Here is a 22,326-nt window from a genome sequence, read left to right as displayed (position 1 = left end):
AGATGAGGCCACGACAAGCAGGCACACCGTAACACCGTGCGTGCCGTGGGCGTGCTGCCGAATTTGCCCCTTCCCGACGGTCGACCGTCCGGAAGAGGCTTTTTCATGCGTCATCCTCGCCTCGGTTCCACAGTGCAGTTCGGTTGAGCGCGGGTGTGCGGCGCGATGCGGCCGAGCCAGCCTTTCAGCCGATTGCCCACGGCAGCCAGCGTGCTGTTTGGGGGAAGGATGATCAGTTGGCTGGGTTGCTCGGCAGAGAGGGTGATCCAGCCGCCGTCGGTGAGGGTGTGGCTGCTTTCCGGGATGAGGGGCTGGCGCGGGGCGAGGCGCTGTTCTGCCAGCCAGACAAGGCCGAGGTACAGGGTGACCTGGCCCGAGATCAGGACCAGCTGGGTGCCGCGTTCGGTGAGCAGGTCCTGGCGTTGGCCACGGTCGAGCTGGAGGGTGAGGGAGGCGGTGCGGGCCATGATGTGCTCCTGTGTTGAGGTCTGCACATCGTAGGCAAACGACGGTTTGGGCATCAGGCACAGGCGGGGGCGCTTGGGGGCGAAACAGAAGCGTGTTTTTTTCAACTGTTCTGGTCCAAAATCCGGGCATCTATATCTGTCTGCCGCGCAGGCGCCGGGCGATGATGCGGGAATGAACATGCCGACTCCTCTCTACCAGCGCCTGGCGGCGCATTACCGCGATGCCGTGGCGGCGGGCAGCCTGACGCCGGGGGCGCGCTTTCCATCCGTGCGCAGCCTGATGGCGCAGCATGAAGTGAGTTTGACCACGGCCTTGCAGGTGTGCCGCGTGCTGGAGCAGGAAGGCTTGCTCGAGGCGCGGCCGCGCTCGGGCTATTTCGTTTGCCATCCGGCCGGTCGACCGGCGCTGCGCCTGAACGAGCCGGAGGCCCGTCCGCTTGATCCGGCGGCTTATGTCGGCATGCATGCGCGGGTTTCGGAGTTCATTGCGCGCGGGCGGCAGCAGCCGGTGAAGGTGAATTTCTCCGGTGCCCGCGGTGCGCCCGAGCTGTATCCGGCCGAGGCGCTGCGTCAGGCGGCGGGCCGCGCCTTGCGCGAGGACCCGGAGTTGTTCGTGCGGGCCGGCCCGGTGGCCGGCGAGCCGGTGTTCCGTGAGGTGCTGGCCAAGCGGGCCCTGGCCAGCGGCATGGTGATCGCGCCGGAGGAGATCGTCGTCACCCAGGGCTGTATCGAGGCGCTCAATCTGGCGCTGCGCGCCGTGACCCAGCCGGGCGACATCGTGGCGGTGGAGTCGCCGACCTTTTACGGCCTGATGCAGGTGCTGGAGAGCCTGAGCCTGCGCGTACTGGAAATCCCGACCAGCCCGCAGACCGGCATTTCGCTGGAGGCGCTGGAGCTGGCCGTGCATCACGGCAGCAAGATCGCCGCGCTGGTCGTGGTGCCGTATCTGCAAAACCCGCTTGGTTCGGTGATGCCGGCGGTCAACCAGGCGCGGCTGGTCAATTTCTGTGCGGAGCAGGGCATCGCCCTGATCGAGGACGACACCTACAGCGCGCTGCTTGACGAGGACGTGCCGCAACGCGCCCTGAAAGCGCTGGACCGGACAGGCGGGGTGATCCATTGCGCCTCCCTGCACAAGGTGCTGGCACCGGGCCTGCGTCTGGGCTGGATGACGGCGGGGCGCTGGCAGGCGCGGGTCGAGATGCTGAAGTACGCGCAAAGCCGCCATAACGATGGTTTGCCGCAATACGCGGCAGCGGCGGTCATGGGCAGCAGCCAGTACGACCGTCATCTGCGCCGCCTGCGGGCAACCTTGAATCTGCAGCGACGCCAGGTGAGCGATGCGCTGCTGCGGGCCTTTCCGGTCGGCACGCGCTTCAACACGCCGCCGGGCGGCTTGAGCCTGTGGGTGGAACTGCCGGACCGGCGCGATGCGCGGGCCTTGTTTGCGGCGGCGCTGGCCGAGGGCATTCTGATCGCGCCCGGCGTGATGTTCTCGAATGTCGAGCGCTACGCCACCTGTCTGCGCCTCAATTGCGGCAACCCCTTCACGCCCGAGGTGGCGGCGGCGGTGCAGCGTCTGGGCGAACTGTGCCTGACGCGCTGCCGCCCCGGTGCCGTGGGGAGCGGCGCGGCAGGCAGTGCGGCTTAGCGCATCACTTTGAGGAGTTCGACCTCGAAGGTCAGCGTGGCGTTGGGCGGAATCACGCCGCCGGCGCCGCGTTCGCCGTAGGCGATCTGCGGCGGGCAGGTGAGCAGGGCCTTGCCGCCTTCACGCATCTTGGAGACGCCCTCGGTCCAGCAGGGGATCACGCGGTTGAGCGGGAAGGTGGCGGGCTGGCCGCGCTTGTGCGAGCTGTCGAATTCGGTGCCGTTGGCCAGGGTGCCACGGTAATGCACCTGCACGGTGGCGGCCGGGTTGGCCTGCTCGCCCTTGCCGTCCTTGAGCGACTGATAAACCAGCCCGGACGGCAGGGTTTCCGCCGGTGCGGCTTGGGCAGCCGGGGCGGCGAGGATGGCGACGGTCAACAGCGCAAAAGCGGCGTTTTTCAGCAACATGGGGTGTCCTGTCTTACAGTGGAGAAAGCAGCGATTATCCACGACTCCCCGGCAAGCGGGTAAAGTGCTGCCCCGCGCCGTTTTTACGGTGGTTTGAGCGAGTGTGCCGTGATGACTGAACAAACCCTTGAGCGCATTGCGCTGTTTCTCCGCGATCTCGGCCAGGCCCTGCACGTCAGCGGCGCGCCGGCGCACGACCTGGAGCGGGCGCTGAATGCCGCCGGGGCGCGCCTCGGGGTCAAGGTCGAAGGCTTTGCCGTGCTCACCTTTCTGGCGCTCACCGTGGTCGCGGAAGGCCAGCGGCGGCGCGTCGAAATGCTGCGTCTGCCGCCCTACGATTTCAACATGGCCCGCCTGATCGGCCTGCGTGAGCTGTGCGCGGCGATCCGTTCGGCGGAGGAACTGGATGCGTACTGTGCCCGGCTCGATGCCCTGATGCGCCAGCCGGCGCCGTGGTCGGGCTGGCAGTTTGTCGGCATGGGCTTTCTGCTCTCGGCCGCGGTCGCCTTGCTGCTGCGCGGCGGCTGGGTGGAAATGGCTTGCGGTGGCGTGATCGGCACGCTCTTCGTCGCCGCTTACCTGCGCTGCGCCCGCCTGCCGCAACTTGGCCCCGCCGTGCCGGTGATCCTCTGTGCCGGGGCGGCGCTCGTCGCCCACGGGCTGGCCTGGCTTTTTCCGGCGCAGGCACCGTTCGTCTCGGCGGTGGCCGGCGTGGTCTTTTTGCTGCCCGGATTCATGTTGACCGTCGCCATGTCGGAGTTGGCGACCCAGAACTACCTCGCCGGCACCGGCCGCCTGACCGGGGCGTTCGTGCTGCTCTTCCTGATGGGGGCGGGGCTGGCCATCGGCACGGCGCTCGCTCAGGCCGTGTTGCCCTTCCAGCCGCTCGGTACGCAGCCGGGGCTGCCGGCCTGGGTCATCTGGCCGGCCATTGCCGGGCTGGGCATTTCCCTGCTCGCGGTGCTGCAGGCGCCGTGGTCGTCCGTGCATGTCTCGGCGGGTGCCTGCCTGCTTGCCTGGGCCGTGTATTCGCTGGGTGAAGCGGCGCTCGGCAACGTGGTCGGCGCCTTCTTCGGCGCCCTTGCGGTGGCCGTGGCCGGGCACCTTTACCAGTTTGCCAGCGGCCGTCCGGCGGTGCTCGTGCAGATTCCCGGCCTGATTACCCTGGTCCCCGGCAGCATGGGCTTCCGCGGCCTGCACGCCCTGATGTCCCACGACAACGCGATCGGCATCGGCCTCCTGACCGACATGCTCCTCACCGGCGCCGTCCTCGCCGTCGGCCTTCTGCTGGCCGACAACATCATGCCGCTGCTCACCGCACGCAAGACGGACGACGCAACCTGAGTGGCGTCAGGCCGGGTGGGAAAACCGGCTGTTTTCAGCGGTTGACCGTCGGCGGAGGCGTTTACCCGGGACAGCCCAGCGCCCGCTGCGCGATCAAGCTGCCTGGCGGACGGTTTCCGAGGGGAGTTCGCCAAACAGGGCGCGGTATTCGGCGGCGAAGCGGGGCAGGTGCCAGAAGCCCCATTTGTAGGCGATGTCGCGGATCTGCTGACCGGGTGGGAGCGGCAGGCGCAGGGCGCGGCGCACGCCGTTCAGGCGCAGGGAGCGCAGATAGGTCACCGGATTGGTGGCGAGCACATCCTGGAAACAGTAATTCAGCATGCGCCGGCTGATGTTGAGCTGGGCGCAGAGATCGGCCACGGTGATCGGTTCGCTCGGGTTGCTCATGGCGTAGTCGACGGCCTGGCGCACCACCTGGCAGCGCCCCTTGAACGAGCGCGAGGGCAGGGGGGCGTGCGTGGCGCTGGAAAGCACTTCGGCCACATGGCCGACGATGGCGGAACTCATTGCCCGTTGCACCTGCGGGTAGCGCAGCAGTTCCGGTTCGAAGCGTACCGGATCGAAGATGGAGAGCAGGCAGTTGCGCAGCTCCGCCATCTGCGCCTGTTCGGCCAGCATCACGGTGGGTGATTTCGGGAAGATCTGCTCGATTTCGCAGCAGGTGTCCGGCTGGAGGGCGGCGATCAGGGTTTGTTCCGGAATCGCTACGGCGACGACGTCGAAGTCGGCCGGGGCGGAGAGGGTGAATTCCTGGTCACTATGAAAAGTGAGCATCGAGTCCCGCGAGAGGAGCTGCTTTGAGAACAGGCCCGGTGTTTCCATGGCGACCGGGATACCCAGCACATAGGCGTTATCCCAGGAGCTGCCGCTTTGCGCCACAGCGCGGTTGGTCTGCTCGCGGAAGATTTGCAGCCCCTTGAACCAGATGTCCGTCACCGTGCCTTCGAAATGACCGGGCGAAAGCTGGTCATAAGTCTGGTTCCAGGCCTGGAGCGCTTCGGCATGCTCGTCCGAGTCATGCGTGATGCGGTTCAGGTAGGCGTAGGGCGAGGGGGCGGTACTGTTGGGCATGGTGTTTCCGGCAACGCGAACATCAGATTTCAGTGTGGTTGAGAAAGCTGACCACAACTTGACTAACACCTCGCAAAATTACAGTAAGAGGAACTGATTTACCTAAAAGATAAGTAGTTTTTCCGATTTCGGATATTGACCGGCGGTCGACCGCCATTTCGTTTCCGATTTTGGATAACGCCTCCGCACCCCCTGCGCCAACAATCCTTCTCATCCGCCGCGCCTTGATTCGCAGTGGAAAAACAGACCCAGATCATGAGAGGAGATAGCAGGAGATGCCCAAGAGAGTCCTGATGACGTTGCTGATCGCCGCCTTGGGCGCGACAGCCTTGCCGGCGGCAGCGGATCTGCCGCTGGACAAGATCACGGTGGCCGAGATGCCGCCCGCCCATCCCTACCGCCTGTATTACACCGATGTCGCGATCACCCATCTGCCGGACGGCAAGATGACCCTGATCGACGGACGCAACCTGAAGGTGGAGGGTATGGTGTCCACCGGCATGTTCGGCCAGACCACGCTGTCGCCGGATCGCAGCGAGCTATATGTGGTGACCACCTATTACAGCAAGCTCAATCGGGGCGAGCGGATCGAGGAGATCCTGGTTTATGACGCCAATACGCTGAAACTGAAGGAGGAGATTGCCTACCCGGCACGCCATGCCCAGGCCTTGCCGTATCGCGGCACCCTGCGGACCTCGGCGGATGGCCGCTTCATCTATGTGCAGAACGCCACGCCGGCCACCTCGATCAGCATCGTCGACCGCAAGGCAGGCAAGATGGTGGCCGAGATCGCCACGCCGGGCTGCTACATCGTCTATCCGGCCCAGAGTACGCAGCGCCTGTCCACCCTGTGCGGTGATGGCACCATGCTCACCATCAGCCTGGATGAAAACGGCCAGCCGATCGGCAAGCAGAAGAGCGCCCGCTTCTTCGATCCGGATGAGGATGCCTTGTTCGTCTCTGCCGCCCAGGATGGCGATCGCTATCACTTCGTGTCCTTCAAGGGCAATCTGGTGACGGTGGATGTGAGCGGCGAAAAGGCCCAGCCGCAAGCAGCCTGGCCGCTGGCCAGCAAGGTCGAGCAAGGGCAGGGCTGGCGTCCGGGCGGCTACCAGCCGGTGGCCCTGCATCGCGACAGCCAGACCTTGTATGTGGCGCTGCACCCGAAGGCCTATGAGGGCAGCCACAAGGACCCGGCGCGCGAAGTCTGGGTGTATGACCTGAGCGAGAAGCGCCGCCTGGCCCGCGTCAAGGTACCGGAAACCACCGGACTGGCCGTCAGCCAGGGCGCCGCCCCGCGCCTCTTCGCCTACGACACCGGCAAGGCTGCGATCACCGCCTTTGACGGTGGCCGCAAGCTGAAGCAGGTGGCGACCAAGGCCGGGTTCGGCGACACCCCGACCCAGCTGGAGACCCAGTGATGGATGCCCTGCAAAGCTGCCTGAGCGACCCGGTGCTGACGCGTGGTCTGGCCGCCGTCCTGGCCGTGGTCCTGCTCGTCGGTGCCTGGCAGAAGCTGCGCGACATGGTGGTGTTTGCCGGGGCGGTCGAGAACTACCGGCTGCTGCCGGAGGCCGCCGTCCTGCCCGCCGCCTGGGGCATTGCCCTGCTCGAAACCGCAGCCGGTTGCCTGTGGCTGATCGACGGCGCCAGCGCCGCCGCCTCGGCGGCCACCGTCCTGCTGCTGCTCACGGTGACGGGGGCGGTCGGGCTCAATCTGATGCGCGGTCATCGCGACATCGATTGTGGCTGCGGCGGCCTCTCCAGCCAGCCGCTCAGCGCCGGGCTGGTCGTGCGCAACCTGATCCTGCTTGCCGCTGCAGTACTGGCCGGGCAGGAAGCCGGGGCACGCAGCCTGGAGTTGTCCGACTACCTGACCACCGGCGGCCTCGTCCTGGCGCTGCTCGGCCTCTATGTCTCTGCCAATCAATTGATGGCCAACGCACCGCGTGTTGCGGTCGTACGCCGCTGATCCCGAAAGGAAATTCCCATGCAAGACGCACTCTTCATCTCCAGCGCCATGCTCTGGCTGGTTGTCCTCGCCCTGGTCGTCGTCGTGCTCGCCCTGGCACGCCAGATTGGCATTCTTTATGAACGCATCGCGCCGATGGGCGCCCTGATGATGGATCAGGGCCCGAAAGTCGGCGAACTGGCGCCGCGCTTCGAACTCGACAGCCTGAATGGCCGTCGCATGGTGGTCGGCGGGGCCCGTGGGCGCAGCCAGCTGCTCTTCTTCCTGTCGCCGACCTGCCCGGTGTGCAAGAAGCTGTTGCCGGTCCTCAAGTCCATCCAGCGCGACGAAGCAGCCTGGCTGGACGTTTCGCTGGCCAGTGACGGCGAACTGCCGACGCACAGCGAGTTTTATCAGAAGGCGGCCCTGCAGTCCTTTGACTACGCCCTCTCTACCGACCTCGGCATGACCTACCGCATCGCCAAGCTGCCGTACGCCGTGCTCATCGGCGAAGACGGCCTGATCCGCGGCAAGGGCCTGGTCAACAGCCGCGAGCAGCTGGAAAGCCTGTTCGCCGCCAAGGAGGCCGGTGTCGCTTCGATCCAGGAATACGTTGATCAACGCGCTTGAGACGCGCATCCCCCAGGAGACCCAGCATGAAATGGTTTGATGATTTTTTTGAAAGCAAGAGCCGGCGCGTCGCCCAGTCGTCGTCCCGACGCAGTGCGCTGATCACCATCGGCAAGCTCTTTGTCGGTACGGCCGCCGCCCTGCCGGTCCTGCCCTTCGACCGCGTCGGCAACTCGGCGCACGCGGCTGAAGGCAAGAAAAAAGTGGTTGAGGACGATACTTCCTGCGATTACTGGCGTTACTGCGCCCTGGATGGCTTCCTCTGCACCTGCTGCGGCGGCACGATTTCCAGCTGCCCGCCGGGGACCGAGATTTCCAAGGTGACCTGGGTCGGGACCTGTCGCAATCCGGCCGATGGCAAGGATTACCTGATCAGCTACAACGACTGTTGCGGCGTCGCCTCCTGCGGCCATTGCGGTTGTAACCGCAACGAGCGCGAACGTCCGGGCTACCGCCTGGGCGTCCATAACGACATCAACTGGTGCATGGCCAATACGAGCAATTCCTACAATTGCACGGTGGCGGCCATCGTCGGTGTCGGCGACGCGAGGAACTGAACCATGGTCCGGCATTGCCTTGCCCTGGGAACCGGCCTGTTGTTCGCCGGCAGCTTGCTGGCTGCGGACGGAGCGGCGCTCTATGCCGCCCATTGCCAGGCCTGTCATCAGCCGGGCGGTGTCGGCGCGCCGGGCATTGCTCCGCCCCTGGCGGGGCATGTCGGCCGCTTTGCCGCCAGTGAGGCGGGTCGCCAGCATGTGTTGCGCGTTCCGCTGACCGGGATGGTCGGCAGCATCACCGTCGATGGGGTTCGCTACAGCGGCAACATGCCGTCGTTTGCCAGCCTCTCCGATGCCGAACTGCAGGCCGTACTCAAGCATGTGCTCGGGACGCTCGACGGGGTGGCCGACCTGGCCTGGCTGACCCCGGCCCGCGTCGCCGAGATGCGCGCAGCCGGCGGTTCGCCCAACGATACCCACAAACAGCGGGCCCGGCTCGCCACGGGGGGCTGAGCATGCGTGCCGGGATCTTCAAGGTAACGCTGCTGAGCCTCGCGCTGCTGGCGGGGAACAGTTGGGCGGGGGGCGGTTCGCCGCAGGTCAATTACATGCTGCATTGCTCCGGGTGCCATGGTGCCGAGGGCGCGGGCAGTCCGTCTGATGGCATTCCAGACATGCGCGGGGCTTTGGGGCATTTCCTCAAGGCGCCGGGCGGGCGCGAGTTCCTGATCCAGGTGCCGGGCACCTCGCAGGCCAGTCTTGGCGATGCCGATGTGGCCGTACTCATGAACTGGATGTTGAAGCGTTTCAGCCCGGCCGAAGTCCCGGCCGGAACGCCGCCCTACACCGAAACCGAGGTCCGTCGTCTGCGGGCGGCCCCGCTGGCTGATGTGCCGGCGGTACGGGAACGCATCGTGGCGGCATTGAAAGCCCAAGGTATTTCGATCGACTAGTCCCCGCATTGAACGGGGCAACCACCATTCTCGACAGGAGGAAGACATGATCCAACACACCTATCAAACGCGGGGCGTACGGCCACTGGCCGTGGCCATGATCAGTCTGTTTGCTGCCGGAACCGCGCTGGCTGCGGTCAACGAGCAGGAGGCGGCACAATTGGGCAAGGAGCTGACGCCGGTCGGCGCCGAGCGCGCCGGCAACAAGGACGGCAGCATCCCGAAATGGGAGGGCGGCCTGCCCAAGGGCAAGCACAAGCTGGGCGATGCCCGCGTCGATCCGTTTGCCGCGGACAAGCCGCTGTTCTCGATCGATGCCAGCAACGTCGATAAGTACAAGGACAAGCTCTCGGCCGGTCAGATCGAACTGATCAAGACGCGCAAGGGCTATCGCATGGACATCTATCCGACGCACCGCAGTTGCGGCTACCCGGACAGCGTGTATCAGCAGACCAAGGCCAATGCGACCTTGGCCAAGCTGACCGGCGATGGCAAGGACAACCTGGCCCAGGCCGTGGGCGGCGGTTTCCCGTTCGCCATCCCCAAGAGCGGTGCCGAGGCGGTGTGGAACCATCGCCTGCGCTGGCAGGGTGAAGGCCGTTTCGAGTATTACCAGACCAACTTCATCAACCCGGATGGCACCTTCTACGGCCTGGCCCAGGATCAGGTGGTGATGACTCCGTTTGCCTCGCCCAAGGCCAAATCCATCGAGGACGTGGGCGGCGTGCAGATGAAGCTGCTCAACCTGGCGACGGCCCCGGCCTCGCGCACGGGCGAAATCATCCTTGCGCATTATTTCCTCGGCAAGTCGAACGATGCCTGGATGTACTTCCCGGGCCAGCGCCGCGTGCGTCGCCTGCCGGCCTTCGAGTACGACAATCCGATCCCGGGCTACGAAAACCTCGAAACGGCGGATCAGTACCCGATGTTCTCGGGGGCGCTGGATCGTTACGACTGGAAACTGGTCGGCAAGCAGGAAATGTACGTCCCGTACAACAGCTTCAAGTTCGTCGCCAAGCGACCGGTCAAGGAAGTGTACGAAGGCATGTATCCGAAGCGCGACCTGATGCGCTACGAGCTGCACCGCGTCTGGAAGGTCGAGGCCACGGTGAAGCAGGGCATGCGCCACATGTTCGCCAAACGCACTTTCTACCTCGATGAAGACACCTGGATGCTCCTCGCCGCCGACCAGTACGACGCGCAGGGCAAGCTGTGGCGCGTCATGGAGGCCTCGCTGTATCCGGCGGTGGAACTGGGCGCCTGCGTCAGCCAGGAATTCATGTCCTGGGATCTGACGGTCAACCGTTACATGGCCGAGAATTCCACGCAGGAATCCAAGCACACCGACTGGCTGGCCGGTCAGGAAGGGCGCATCGATCCGAAGCGCTTCGAGTCCGACGAACTGCGCCGCGCCGGCGACCGCTAAGCCGCTGACTGAGGGGAAAAACAATGCACACGATTCCAATGCACCCGAAGCGCAGCGTCTGTCTGGTCCTGGCCGCCCTGGCCCTGGGGGCGGCCGCACCGGCCCATGCCTTCAAGTTTGATCTCGATAACGGGATCAGCGGCAGCCTCGATTCCACGATCTCTCTTGGCGTTCAGCGTCGCATGCAGTCGCCGGACAGCAGCATGGTTGGCCGTGACAACGGTGGCACGGTGCCGACCTCCGGCACCTTGGGCGGGCTGGTCAATGGCGACCGTACGACGTCCAATCCGGATTTCAACTACACCAATGCCGACGATGGCAACCTGAACTACAAGCGCGGCGACATCGTCTCGTCCGTGCTCAAGGGGACCCATGAATTGTCCATCGGCGAGCGCGGCAACTGGGCTGCGCTCGGCCGGGTAACCTGGTCGACGGATTTTTCTGCAGCCAATACGGCGCGGACGCCGCTTGACGACGATGCCAAGCGCGCCATGCGTCAGAACATCTCCCTGCTTGATCTCTGGGTGTCCAAGGATTTCAAGCTGGGCGACAACTCGGCCAAGGTCAAATTGGGTAATCAGGTGATCAACTGGGGTGAAGACATCTTCATCTTTGGCGGGATCAACACCATTCACGCCTTCGATTTGCGCAAGGCGCACATTCCGGGCACCCAGGTGAAGGAAATCCTCATTCCTGCACCGATGGCCTCGCTGAGCACCGCACTCGGCGCCGGCTTCTCGACCGAGATGTACTACCAGTTCGGCTGGAACGGATTCAAGCTGGATCCGGCCGGCACTTACTGGTCGACCGCCGACTTCCTTGGTCGCGGTGGCGGTCGCGGTGCCTTCATCCCGAGCAGTCTGAACGTGGGGGCAAACGGCGACTTCGATCCGACGCGCGGCCGCAGCATGGCCAACGTACAGGCTGCCGGCGGCCTGATTCCGGTCGAGAAACAGACGCCGTCGAACAGCGGCCAGTACGGGATGAATCTGCGCTACAAGCAGCCGGGCGCCGATACCGAATTTGCGGCCTACTACATCCGCTATCACGACAAGCTGCCCTTCGTCGGCTTCAAGGTCAATCCGAATGTCAGCAACGCCTTTGGCGGTGTCGTGGCCGTCGAACAGTACGGGGAGAACAAGGATCTCTTCGGCCTGTCGATGAACACCAAACTGGGCGATTGGGCCTTTGGTGCCGAGCTCTCCTACCGTCCGCGCGAAAGCGTGGCGATCGACCCGACGGTGCCGACCGCCGGCCGTTACAGCCTGGCGGCGGGCAGCAACAACTACACGACCGCCACCGGGGTGTACAACGGCTACGTCAACGAGAAGAAGTATCAGGGGCATGTGACGGCCTTCACCTGGCTGCCCAGCGAACTGACACGGGCGCTCGGCGCGGCGGACGGCGCCTTCCTGGCCGAAGTCGCGGTGACGCATTTCCCGGGGCTCAAGCTGAACGGCGAAATCCCGTACCTGCTCAACAACTATGAGCTGCCGACCAAGACCTCCTGGGGCTACGTGATGGAGGTCAGCCTGACCTACGCCAACGTCTTCAATTCGGGCTGGACGGCGACGCCAATCGTCGACTTCTACCACGACGTGAAGGGCACCAGCCCCAACACGATCCCCTTTGTCGAAGGGCGCAAGGCCATCGCCTTTGGTCTGAACTTCGACTACCACAACCAGTGGAAGGTCGGCTTTGGCTACAGCACCTTCTTTGGCGGCGGCAACCTGAACCTGATGCGTGACCGCGACGTGGCCACGGCGACGGTTTCCTACACCTTCTGACCCCGTGTCCAGGGCGGTCCTGCTTGTCCCGCACACGGGATCGCCCGCCCGACGCCCCCTGAACAGACTATGAGGTTTCACGAGTCATGGTAAGCATCGTTGGATTCGTCAAACGCCTGGAAGACTTTTTCTTCCGCTACCGGCGCAGTACGCTCGCCGCCCTGATGGCCCTGACGGTCGTCATGGGCCTGCTGGCATCGCAACTGCACATGTCGGCCGGCTTTGACAAGCAACTCCCTGTCGGACACGAATACACCGACACCTTTTTCCAGTACCGGACCCAGTTGTTCGGTTCCAACCGCATCATGGTCGTCGTGCGGGCGCGCGACGGCAATATCTGGACGCCGGCCTCCCTGCAGAAACTGCATGAAGTGACGGAAGCCGTCCTCTATCTGCCCGGCGTCGATCGGCGCTCGGTGCAATCCTTGTGGACGCCCAATACGCGGGTCTATGAACTGACCGAGGAGGGCTTCCAGGCCGAGGATGTGATTGGTGGCAACGTTACGCCGGATGCCCTCGATGCCGACAAGATTGTCGCGATCCGCGACCGGGCGGCCCGCGGCGGTTACACCGGCAGCCTGGTGGCGAACGACGGTAGCGCGGCCATGATCGTGGCCGATTTGCTGGAGGAAGACCCCGGCACCCACGAAAAACTCGACTATCTGGCCCTGGCTGGCAAGCTCGAAAGCGATCTGCGCGGGCGTTTTGAGACACCGACGCATGCGGTCGAGATTGTCGGCTTTGCCAAGCAGATCGGCGACATTGCCGACGGCGCACGCGGGGTCGCGGTGTTTTTTGCCCTCGCCACGCTGTTGACCGTCGGGGCCGTGTATTGGTACTGCCGCTCGCTGCTGCTCACCCTGTTGCCGATCGGTTGCTCGATGGTGTCGGTGGTCTGGCAGTTCGGCACGCTGACGCTGCTTGGTTACGGCCTCGATCCGCTCGCCATTCTGGTGCCCTTCCTGGTCTTTGCAATCGGGGTCTCGCACGGCGTGCAGCAGATCAACGCCATTTCCAAGGCGGTGGCCGAAGGGGCAGATTCGATGGGCGCGGCGCGGGAGAGTTTCTCCAGCCTGTTCATCCCCGGCACGCTGGCGCTGGTGACCGCCTTCGTCGGCTTCATCACCCTGGTCATGATCCCGATCCCGATGATCCGCGAGTTGGGCATCACCGCCTCGATCGGGGTTGGCTACAAGATCGTGACCAACCTGATCATGCTGCCGCTCACGGCATCCTATTTCAATTTTTCGCGGGACTACGCCTTGCGCCTGGAAAGCCTGCAGGCCAAGCGCGGCGAGCTGATCCAGCGGCTCGGCTTCATTGCCGACATTCACCATGCGCGCCTGGTCCTGGCCGTGGCCGTGGTGCTCTTCGGGGTCGCGGTGTGGCAGAGCCATGGGCGGCACATCGGCGCCCTGCAGCCCGGCGCGCCGGAACTGCGTCCGGATGCGCGCTACAACCTGGATACGGAGAGCATCGTCAAACGTTTTGACCTCGGCATGGATGTGCTGACCGTGGTCTTCGAGACGCCGAACGATTCCTGCAACAGCTTCCCGGTGCTCAACTACATCGAGCAATTTACCCAGCACATGAGCCAGGTGCCGGGCGTGCTCTCGGTGCAGTCCTTGTCGGCCCTGGCCAAGTTTGCCAATGCCGGCCTCAACGAGGGCAATCCCAAGCTCATCGCCCTGCCGCGCGACAGCAAGGCCCTGCAGGTGGCGGTCGGTTATCTGCCGGAGGCGGGCGGCCTGTTCAACCGAGCCTGCACGATGATGGCGGCCAATATCTATCTGGCCGATCACAAGGCGACGACCATCGAACCGGCGGTGGCCGCTGTCAAAGCCTTCCGCCAGCAGTATGACCCGAGCCCGCTCGGCATCACCCTGCGCCTGGCCTCGGGCAACGTCGGCGTGCTGGCGGCGACCAACGAGGAAGTCGAAGCCCGCGAGCTGCCGATGATGCTCTACGTCTATCTCGCCATCGTCATCCTGGTTCTCGCTGCCTACCGCGACTGGCGGGCCATGCTGGCCTGCTGCATGCCGCTCACCCTGGCCACTTTCCTCGGTTACTGGTTCATGAAGGAGCTGGACATCGGGCTCACCGTGGCCACCCTGCCGGTGATGGTGCTGGCCACCGGGATCGGCGTCGACTACGCCTTCTATATCTACAACCGCCTGCTCATCCATCTCTCGCACGGCGAGACCATGAAGGTGGCACTCGAAGGGGCGCTGCGTGAAGTCGGCGTGGCCACCATCTTCACCGCCATCACCCTGTCGGTCGGGGTGGCGACCTGGGCCTTCTCCGACCTCAAGTTCCAGGCCGACATGGGCATCCTGCTGACCTTCATGTTCATGGTGAACATGCTGATGGCGATCACTGTGCTGCCGGCCTTTGCCGTGAAGCTGGATGCCCTTTTCCCGCGCCGCGGTCCGGTCAAGGCACCGGCCATCGGCCACTGACGGAGCGATTGAACATGTCTGTACGTTTGAAACATCTCGCCCTCGTGGGCTGCGCCCTGAGCCTGCCGCTGGTGGCGCACTGGGTGGTGGCCGGCGCCGGTCAACCGGCTGCGGCGGCCTATTTCCGCAGCGCCCCCGTGCTCAACCAGGCGAGCAAGGCGCCAGTCTATGCCGCGACGCTGGCCGGCGAGCGCGCCGTGGCCGTGGGTGACTACGGCAGCATCATTCTGAGCGACGACGGCAAGACCTTCCGTCAGGCCAAGGTACCGACCCGTGCTCCGCTGACGGCAGTCCATTTCGTTGATGCCCGCCAGGGCTGGGCGGCCGGCCACGACGGCACCATCCTGAGCACCCAGGATGGCGGGGAAAGCTGGCAGATCCAGCGCGAAGCAGCGGGCCAGGATCAGGTCCTGCTCGCCATCTGGTTTGCCGATGCCCGGCGCGGGCTGGCGGTCGGGCAGTTTGGCCTCGCCCTGCGTACCGAGGATGGTGGTCAAACCTGGAATGAGTCGCCGCTCGTTGATGGCGAGGCGGGGGAGCGCCATCTGCTCGCCATCATCCCGGGCCGTGACGGGCTGGTGCTGGTGGCTGCCGAAGCCGGCGGCGTGCTGCGCTCGATCGACCAGGGCCGTCACTGGCAGGCCGTCCAGACCGAGAACAAGGGTTCGTTCTGGACCGGCATCGAACTCGCCGATGGCAGCCTGCTGCTCAGCGGCATGCGCGGCAACCTCTACCGCAGCGACGACCGTGGGGCGCATTGGCGTCGTGTCGAGAGCGGAACCCAGCAATCGCTGACCAGTGTGGTGACGCAGCCGGATGGCACGGTGCATTTTGTCGGGCTGGGCGGCGTCAGTCTGACGAGCAGCGATGCCGGACGCAGTTTTACCCTTGCCACACGCGTTGACCGTCAGGCACAGACGGCGGTCGTACGCCTGGGCCAGACCAATCTGGTGTTCGGAACCGGCGGCCTGCTGGCTCAGCCGTAAAACGGCACGCAATGAATCAGGAGCGAGAAATGCAGGTCTATCCGATGTATATCGATGGTCGCCCGCTGACGCTGTCGGCGCGACGAGAAGTGATCAATCCGGCCACGGGCGAGGCATTTGCTGCCGTTTCCGAGGCCGGGGCGGCAGAGGTCGATCTGGCTGTGGCCGCAGCACGCCGGGCCTTTCCGGCCTGGCGTGATCTGGCAGACAGTGCGCGTGAGCAGGCGGTGATTCGGCTGGCCGAGGTGCTTGAAGCGGCGATGCCGGAACTGATGGAACTGGTGACGCTGGAAACCGGCAAACCACTGCACGGGCTGAATCAGGTTGGCGCCGGGATGGAGGTCGGTGGCGCCATTGCCTGGACGCGTGCGACCGCTGCCTTGAGCTTGCCCGTTGAAGTGGTGCAGGACAACGCGGAGGCGCGTATTGAGATTCATCGCCGCCCGCTCGGTGTGGTGGCCTCGATCACGCCCTGGAACTGGCCGTTGATGATCGCCATCTGGCACATCATGCCGGCGTTGCGGGCGGGCAATACCGTGCTGATCAAGCCATCGGAGCTGACCCCGGTAGCCACGGCACGTTTTGTTGAACTGGCCAATGCCGTATTGCCACCCGGTGTCTTGAATCTGGTCACAGGGGGCGCTGAGGTGGGGGCTGCCATCGCCAGCCATGCCGGGATCGACAAGATCGTGTTTACCGGCTCGACCAACACGGGACGCCGGATCATGGCCAGCGCGGCGGGCAATCTGAAGCGACTGACTTTGGAACTGGGCGGCAATGATGCTGCCATCGTCCTGCCGGATGTTGATCCGCAGACGATTGCACCGCAATTGTTTGCCGCTGCCTTCCACAACAATGGACAGACCTGTGCCTGCCTGAAGCGCCTGTACGTCCATCGCAGCCAATACGACACGCTGTGCGCGGCCTTGGCTGATCTGGCTCGGAGTGCAGTGGTGGGGGATGGGCGGGCGGCAGGGACGGAGCTCGGGCCTTTGCAGAACCCGGCGCAACTCGCGGTGGTGGAAGCACTGGCCGCCGATGCCCGCGCTCAAGGCGGTGTTGTTCTGGCTGGCGGACACCGTCTGGCGCGTCCCGGTTATTTCTATGCGCCCACCATCGTGAGTGGCGTGAGCAATGGCTGCAGTCTGGTCGACGAAGAACAGTTCGGCCCGATCCTGCCGGTCATCGTCTATGACGACATTGATGAGGCCATCCGTCTGGCCAATGACAGCCCGAACGGTCTGGGCGGCTCGGTCTGGTCGGACGATCCGGCCCGCGCTGCCGAGATCGCCGCCCGTCTTGAGTGCGGTAGCGCCTGGGTGAATACCCACGGTGCCATTCAGCCCGATGCCCCCTTCGGCGGGGTGAAACAGTCCGGAATCGGCGTGGAGTTCGGCGTGCATGGCTTGGCCGAATACACCTCGATTCAGACCCTCAAAATCATGAAGAAACCATAATCCGGCCGCGCCGGGACCACTACCAAGGAGACACAGATGAACGCCCCCCACACTTTTCCCCCGCTTGCTGCCGACCTAAGTGCCGCCGCGCGCGAGTTTCTCGCCCGCGGGCATCATCAGATGCTGATTGGCGATCAGTGGGTCGATAGCAGCAACGGCGCCCGCCTCGATGTTCTGAATCCCGCTGATGAAAGCCGCCTGGCCACGGTGCCGGCTGCCACGTCTGCCGACGTCGATCGCGCCGTGGCGGCGGCCCGCGCCGCCTTCGAGGCGCCCAGCTGGGCCAGGCTGCGTCCGGATCAGCGCCAGCGCCTGCTCTTGCGCCTGGCTGATCTGATGGAGGCTAATGCCCGCACCCTGGCCGAGATCGAGTCGCTCGACAACGGCAAGTCGGCGGCCGTTGCCGAGGCCGTCGATGTGGCCCTGTCGGCCAGCTATTTCCGCTACATGGCCGGTTGGGTGACCAAGATCGAAGGCAGTACGCTCGATGTGTCCATTCCCTTTGCGCCGCAGAACGAGTTTGTCGGCTATACCCGGAAGGAGCCGGTCGGCGTGGTGGGCGCGGTCGTCGCCTGGAATTTCCCGTTGCTGCTGGCCTCCTGGAAACTGGCCCCGGCGCTTGCCACCGGCTGTACCGTGGTCCTGAAACCGGCGGAGCAGACGCCGCTGACCGCGCTCTATCTGGCGCAACTGGTGCTCGAAGCCGGTTTCCCGCCGGGCGTGGTCAACGTCGTGACCGGTGACGGGCCGTCGGTCGGGGCGCCGCTGACCCGGCATCCGGGGGTGAATAAAGTCACGTTTACCGGGTCGACCGAGGTCGGCAAGCTGATCGGCAAGGCCGCGATGGACAACATGACGCGTGTGACCCTGGAACTCGGCGGCAAGTCGCCGGTCATCGTGCTCGAAGACTGTGATCCGGGTGTCGCTGCAGCCGGGGCTTCGCAGGCCATCTATTTCAATCAGGGCCAGGTCTGCTGTGCCGGTTCGCGCCTTTATGTGCACAAAAAGAACTACGACCGCGTTGTGGCCGATCTGGCCGACCATGCCAAGTCCCTGAAGATCGGCCATGGCCTCGATGCCAGCAACCAGCTCGGCCCGCTGGTCTCGCAGGAGCAGATGGAGCGCGTGTGCGGCTATATCGACATCGGGCGTCAGCAGGGGGCCGAAGTGGTCGCCGGCGGGGCGCGTGCCGGTGAGCGCGGCTATTTCGTGCAACCGACGGTGCTGGCCGGCATCGATCAGAAAGCCCGCGTGGTGCAGGAAGAGATTTTCGGGCCGGTCGTCGTCGCCATGCCCTATGACGATCTCGATCAGGTGGCGGCCTGGGCCAACGACACGCCCTATGGCCTGGGCGCCTCCATCTGGTCGAACGACCTCTCCCGCGTGCATCGCCTGATCCCGAAGATCAAGTCGGGCACGGTCTGGGTCAATTGCCACAACATGCTCGACCCGGCGCTCCCCTTCGGCGGCTACAAGCAGTCCGGCTACGGCAAGGAAATGGGCCGCGCCGCCCTGGATGCCTATCTGGAACAAAAGTCGGTGCTCATGATGGTGTAAGCACCGCCGATGATCTCCCTTGTTGTGCCGGGCTCAGGCCCGGCATTTTTTTGCCCGAAGGATTCCTGTCGGCTCTGGCTAACCATGGCAATCGCCTTCTGGCACAATGATCGTCAAAGGAGGAAGCGCGATGGCAGTGAATTCCCTGGTCAGTAAATTGCGGTCCCTGATGACGCCGGAAAGCGAACGTGCCGGGCTGACGGCCAAGGGCCTGGAGCGCCTGCGGGTGCAGCTGCGCGACTGTGCGGCGGGGCAGGGCGGGGAGGTGTCGGCGCGGACGCGGGCGGCGCGGCTGGCCGAGACGTATCTGGGCTTGAACGATGCCGGGCGTCAGGCTTTCCTGAAACTGATCGCGCTGGAGTTCGGACCGGACCCGGCGCGGGTGGCCGAGGCGCATGCGGCCTACCAGAAAGCGGTCGGCACGCCGGATCAGTGGAAGGCCGAAGCGGCCCTGCGCGGGGCCATGCGTTCTTCGCGCATCCGTATCCTGACCCAGTTCAATGCCATTCCGCAGGGCGTGAAATTCCTCGTCGATCTGCGCGCCGATCTGCTGCGTTATCTCGAGCAGGACAAGGAACTGGCTGTGCTCGACCGCGAGCTGGAGTCGCGCTTGTCGGCCTGGTTCGATGTCGGTTTCCTTGAATTGCAGCGCCTGACCTGGAATACGCCAGCCGCTTTGCTGGAAAAGCTGATCCAGTACGAGGCGGTGCATGAAATCCGTTCCTGGACCGATCTCAAGAACCGGCTCGATTCCGATCGTCGGCTGTACGCCTTTTTCCATCCGCGCATGCCGGCCGAGCCGCTGATTTTCGTCGAAGTGGCGCTGACCGATCACCTGACTGGCAACGTGCAGGAACTGCTCGATGAACAGGCGCCCGTGTTTGACCATCGCAAGGCCGATACGGCGATTTTCTATTCCATTTCCAATACCCAGGTCGGCCTGCGCGGCGTGTCTTTCGGCAATTTCCTGCTGAAGCGGGTGATCGATGACCTGAAACGGGATTTCCCCCGCCTGGAAAATTTTGCGACTCTTTCGCCGATGCCCGGTCTCGCCGCCTGGGTGCGCAAGCAGCCGCAGGTGCTGGCCGAAGCGGGCATCGATTTGAGCCTCGAAACCCTGTCGACCGCCGCCTGGTCCGCCGACAAGACGCAGGTGCGCGCCCTGCGCGAGCCGCTCAGTCGTCTGGGGGCACGTTATCTGGCGACAGCCAAGCAGAAGGGGGACGAAACGGGCGCCCCCTTCGACCCGGTATCGCGTTTCCACCTTGGGAATGGGGCGCGTGTCGAACGCCTGAATTACCTTGGGGATACTTCGGAAAAGGGCTTCCGCCAGTCCTTCGGCCTGATGGTCAATTACCGCTATGCGCTTGAAGACCTGGAGGCCAATCTGGAGGCGTTTGCCGCGGAAGGGCGGATTGCCATGTCCGCCACCGTACGCCGTCAGGCCCGCAAGGACTGATCCGGATGTCGGCCGGGGCTTACATCCGCCCCAGCTTGCGATACAGCGTATTGCGGCTGATGCCGAGCTGGCGGGCCGCCAGCGAGACATTGCCGCCGGCCGCTTCCAGCGCACGCTGGGCGGCTTGGCGGCCGATTTCATCGAGACTGTTGCCCGCCAGGCCTGACAAGGTTGGCTCGCCGGGCAGGGCGACAGCTGCAAACTGAGGGGCGACCGGGGAGAAGGCTGCGGGCGGGGCGGTCAGCGGTGCCTCGAAAAACTCTTCCGGCAGATGGACTTCGGTGATTTCGGTTTCATCGTCATCGAGCAGGGCGACGGCCACCCGGATCACGTTGAACAACTGGCGGATGTTGCCCGGCCAGGGGTAGCTGCGCAGCAAGGCCAGTGCGTGGGGCGAGAAGTGAGCCGGTTGCGGTCGGTCCAGGGTTTCCTGCGCCGTGATCTTGCGGACCAGCACATCGATATCGCTGCGTTCACGCAGGGCCGGCAAGGTGACGCTCATCCCGGCCAGACGGTAGTACAGATCCTCGCGGAAGCTGCCGCGGGCCACTTCCTCGCGCAGTTTGCGGTGGGTGGCGCAGACCAGTGAAATATCGACCTGAATGGCACGCGTGCTGCCCAGTGGCGTCACGCTGCGTTCCTGAAGGACCCGCAGCAGGCGGGCCTGCAGATTGAGCGGCATGTCGCCGATTTCGTCGAGGAACAGCGTGCCGCCATGGGCCTGCTGGATTTTCCCGGGGGCGCCTTCCTTGCGGGCCCCGGTGAAAGCACCGCCCTGATAGCCAAACAACTCGGACTCGATCAGGGTTTCCGGGATGGAGGCGCAGTTGAGGGCGACAAAGGGCTGGTCGGCACGGGGGCCGCTGTTATGGAAGGCCTTGGCAAACATTTCCTTGCCAGCGCCGGATTCCCCCTGGATCAGGATGGGGATGTCGCGGCCCAGCATCTTGCGGGCGCGATCGATGGCCAGTTGCAGGCGGGCGTCACCGGTGCTCAGGACATCCAGCGTGAGCGTCGGGCGTGTATTTTCCCGGCTGGCCTCGGCGCGACGCGCCAGAGGCGTGCTTTGGGGTTCGATGACGCGCCCCCCCACAGACGGGGCGGGTAGCTGGCCTCGCAGTTGGACACAGATCTGTTTGTTGCCGATGCGGACCTGGGCGTGGTTGCCCGGATTGAGACGCAGACGGTCGACCAGTTGGGGCAGGCTGTTTTCAAAGACCATGGAAAAGTCGCGCCGGAGGGCGTCGACCGGGCGGATGCCCAGAATGCGACAGCCTTGGGCGCTGATCGCCTGAATCTGGCCATCCGGCGTGACGGCCGCAATCCCTTCCTTGAGGCTGCCCAGGTAATCTGCCTGTTCGTGAAAGCAAACGAGGATGTGCTGGGCATGGGTGCTCTCGAACAGACGTTTCTCGATCATGGCGGAAGAGAGCCGGGCCAGGCCGAGGGTATGGCGTTGTTGTGTGCGGTAATCGCCGGAAATATCGAGGACGCCGATCAACCGCCCATCCGGCCCGAAGATCGGGCTGGCGCAGCAGGTCAGGAAGGCGTTTTTCTCCATGAAGTGTTCAGCACCCAGCACGGCAATCGCTTGTTCTTCGGCCAGTGCGGTGCCGATCGCGTTGGTGCCGCGCAGATTCTCGTCCCAGGAGGCACCGGCCGCGAGCATGACGCGGTCAGCCCGACTGACGAAGTCGGGGTCGCCCACGGTTTCAAGCAGGAGACCGCTGGCATCGGCCAGGATGACCATGCTCCCCGATTCGCGAATCTGGTCATAGACGTGCTCCATGACCGGACGCCCGAGGGTGAGCAGGGCGCGGTGGCGTTCCTGCTCGGTTTTCAGGGCCAGGCGGTCAATGGCCTCGCTGGCGACGCCATGCGTTTGTTCATCCAGTCCGAAGCGTCGGCAACGCTCCCACGAACGGGCGATCAACGGATCGACCAGCCCACCGGGCAGGTCGCTGCCCCGTTCGAAAAAGAGCTCGCGCGCTTCGAATATGTGCTGGTCGTGAACCTCTGCCAGCTGCATGCCTTGTCTCATCTCGCCTCCTGGATATATTCCAGATGTATTTGTTTTTATTGGTGTTGTTTCATAACGTAACACCTGCCCCGTTTCGAAGCAATTGCACCAAAGTCGGGGTGCACCCATTGAGCAAGGGGTGTGCCAGAACCGTATGTTGTGTTTCCAAAAAGGAAGGAATACCGGTCGGTAGGGGGTGGCACA

19 protein-coding genes are annotated in these 22,326 nt (G+C 64.5%); 15 read left to right on the top strand and 4 right to left on the bottom strand.

Features of this window, described 5'->3' with window-relative positions:
- Window positions 1-110 precede the first annotated feature (110 nt).
- Complete coding sequence (locus AACO21_RS04490; RefSeq protein ID WP_346191295.1) at window positions 111-572, bottom strand: hypothetical protein; 462 nt, start codon at window positions 570-572, stop codon at window positions 111-113.
- A gap of 73 nt (window positions 573-645) precedes the next feature.
- Here AACO21_RS04490 and AACO21_RS04485 point away from each other — a divergent pair, with 73 nt between their 5' ends.
- Window positions 646-2,118 (top strand): PLP-dependent aminotransferase family protein, encoded by a 1,473-nt coding sequence (locus AACO21_RS04485; protein WP_346191294.1) that lies wholly within the window; start codon window positions 646-648, stop codon window positions 2,116-2,118.
- Here the strand turns inward: AACO21_RS04485 and AACO21_RS04480 are convergent.
- The gene (locus AACO21_RS04480) at window positions 2,115-2,525 is read right to left on the bottom strand and encodes an FKBP-type peptidyl-prolyl cis-trans isomerase (protein ID WP_346191293.1); all 411 of its coding nucleotides are present in this window, start codon (window positions 2,523-2,525) and stop codon (window positions 2,115-2,117) included. The two genes, AACO21_RS04485 and AACO21_RS04480, sit on opposite strands and share 4 nt — an antisense overlap.
- A 111-nt stretch (window positions 2,526-2,636) precedes the next feature.
- Between AACO21_RS04480 and AACO21_RS04475 the strand changes: the two genes are divergently transcribed.
- A complete protein-coding gene (locus AACO21_RS04475) occupies window positions 2,637-3,869 on the top strand; it encodes a threonine/serine exporter family protein (protein ID WP_346191292.1) in 1,233 nt (410 codons plus the stop codon).
- Window positions 3,870-3,962: 93 nt separating this feature from the next.
- On the opposite strand, the gene AACO21_RS04470 is transcribed toward AACO21_RS04475, so the two are convergent.
- On the bottom strand, window positions 3,963-4,940 hold the full coding sequence (locus AACO21_RS04470; protein ID WP_346191291.1) for a helix-turn-helix domain-containing protein: 978 nt from the start codon (window positions 4,938-4,940) through the stop codon (window positions 3,963-3,965).
- Between the two features lie 293 nt (window positions 4,941-5,233).
- On the opposite strand from AACO21_RS04470, the gene AACO21_RS04465 reads away from it, so the two are divergent.
- From AACO21_RS04465 to AACO21_RS04405, 13 genes are all read left to right on the top strand, one after another.
- Complete coding sequence (locus AACO21_RS04465) at window positions 5,234-6,361, top strand: amine dehydrogenase large subunit (protein ID WP_346191290.1); 1,128 nt, start codon at window positions 5,234-5,236, stop codon at window positions 6,359-6,361.
- Window positions 6,361-6,912, top strand: a complete 552-nt coding sequence (locus tag AACO21_RS04460; protein WP_346191289.1) for a MauE/DoxX family redox-associated membrane protein — start codon at window positions 6,361-6,363, stop codon at window positions 6,910-6,912. Before AACO21_RS04465 ends, AACO21_RS04460 begins: the two co-directional genes overlap by 1 nt.
- Window positions 6,913-6,930: 18 nt before the next feature.
- A complete protein-coding gene (mauD, locus tag AACO21_RS04455; RefSeq protein ID WP_346191288.1) occupies window positions 6,931-7,521 on the top strand; it encodes a methylamine dehydrogenase accessory protein MauD in 591 nt (196 codons plus the stop codon).
- Window positions 7,522-7,547: 26 nt separating this feature from the next.
- Window positions 7,548-8,078: a methylamine dehydrogenase light chain gene (locus AACO21_RS04450; RefSeq protein WP_346191287.1), complete on the top strand. Its 531-nt coding sequence runs from the start codon at window positions 7,548-7,550 to the stop codon at window positions 8,076-8,078.
- Between the two features lie 3 nt (window positions 8,079-8,081).
- Window positions 8,082-8,531 carry a cytochrome c gene (locus AACO21_RS04445; RefSeq protein ID WP_346191286.1) on the top strand — a complete coding sequence of 150 codons (450 nt, stop codon included), beginning with the start codon at window positions 8,082-8,084 and terminating at the stop codon, window positions 8,529-8,531.
- 2 nt (window positions 8,532-8,533) lie between these two features.
- The gene (locus tag AACO21_RS04440; RefSeq protein WP_346191285.1) at window positions 8,534-8,971 is read left to right on the top strand and encodes a hypothetical protein; all 438 of its coding nucleotides are present in this window, start codon (window positions 8,534-8,536) and stop codon (window positions 8,969-8,971) included.
- 46 nt (window positions 8,972-9,017) lie between these two features.
- Window positions 9,018-10,397, top strand: a complete 1,380-nt coding sequence (locus AACO21_RS04435; protein WP_346191284.1) for a DUF1329 domain-containing protein — start codon at window positions 9,018-9,020, stop codon at window positions 10,395-10,397.
- Window positions 10,398-10,420: 23 nt separating this feature from the next.
- Entirely contained in the window at window positions 10,421-12,184 is a 1,764-nt protein-coding gene (locus AACO21_RS04430; protein ID WP_346191283.1) for a DUF1302 domain-containing protein, read from the top strand.
- A gap of 86 nt (window positions 12,185-12,270) precedes the next feature.
- Window positions 12,271-14,643, top strand: a complete 2,373-nt coding sequence (locus AACO21_RS04425; RefSeq protein ID WP_346191282.1) for an MMPL family transporter — start codon at window positions 12,271-12,273, stop codon at window positions 14,641-14,643.
- A gap of 14 nt (window positions 14,644-14,657) precedes the next feature.
- The gene (locus AACO21_RS04420; protein ID WP_346191281.1) at window positions 14,658-15,629 is read left to right on the top strand and encodes a YCF48-related protein; all 972 of its coding nucleotides are present in this window, start codon (window positions 14,658-14,660) and stop codon (window positions 15,627-15,629) included.
- A 29-nt stretch (window positions 15,630-15,658) separates the two neighbouring features.
- Window positions 15,659-17,086 (top strand): aldehyde dehydrogenase family protein, encoded by a 1,428-nt coding sequence (locus AACO21_RS04415; RefSeq protein WP_346191280.1) that lies wholly within the window; start codon window positions 15,659-15,661, stop codon window positions 17,084-17,086.
- A gap of 36 nt (window positions 17,087-17,122) precedes the next feature.
- Window positions 17,123-18,643, top strand: coding sequence for an aldehyde dehydrogenase family protein (locus AACO21_RS04410; protein ID WP_346191279.1), 1,521 nt, complete (start codon window positions 17,123-17,125; stop codon window positions 18,641-18,643).
- Window positions 18,644-18,773: 130 nt separating this feature from the next.
- Window positions 18,774-20,102 (top strand): malonyl-CoA decarboxylase, encoded by a 1,329-nt coding sequence (locus AACO21_RS04405; protein WP_346191278.1) that lies wholly within the window; start codon window positions 18,774-18,776, stop codon window positions 20,100-20,102.
- Between the two features lie 19 nt (window positions 20,103-20,121).
- Here AACO21_RS04405 and AACO21_RS04400 read toward each other — a convergent pair whose 3' ends face one another.
- On the bottom strand, window positions 20,122-22,143 hold the full coding sequence (locus AACO21_RS04400) for a sigma-54-dependent Fis family transcriptional regulator (RefSeq protein ID WP_346191277.1): 2,022 nt from the start codon (window positions 22,141-22,143) through the stop codon (window positions 20,122-20,124).
- Window positions 22,144-22,326 lie beyond the last annotated feature (183 nt).

Origin of the sequence: Dechloromonas sp. ZS-1 (assembly GCF_039649255.1) — a bacterium.
Lineage (GTDB): Bacteria > Pseudomonadota > Gammaproteobacteria > Burkholderiales > Rhodocyclaceae > Azonexus.
This window is presented reverse-complemented; position numbering and strand designations above follow the sequence as displayed.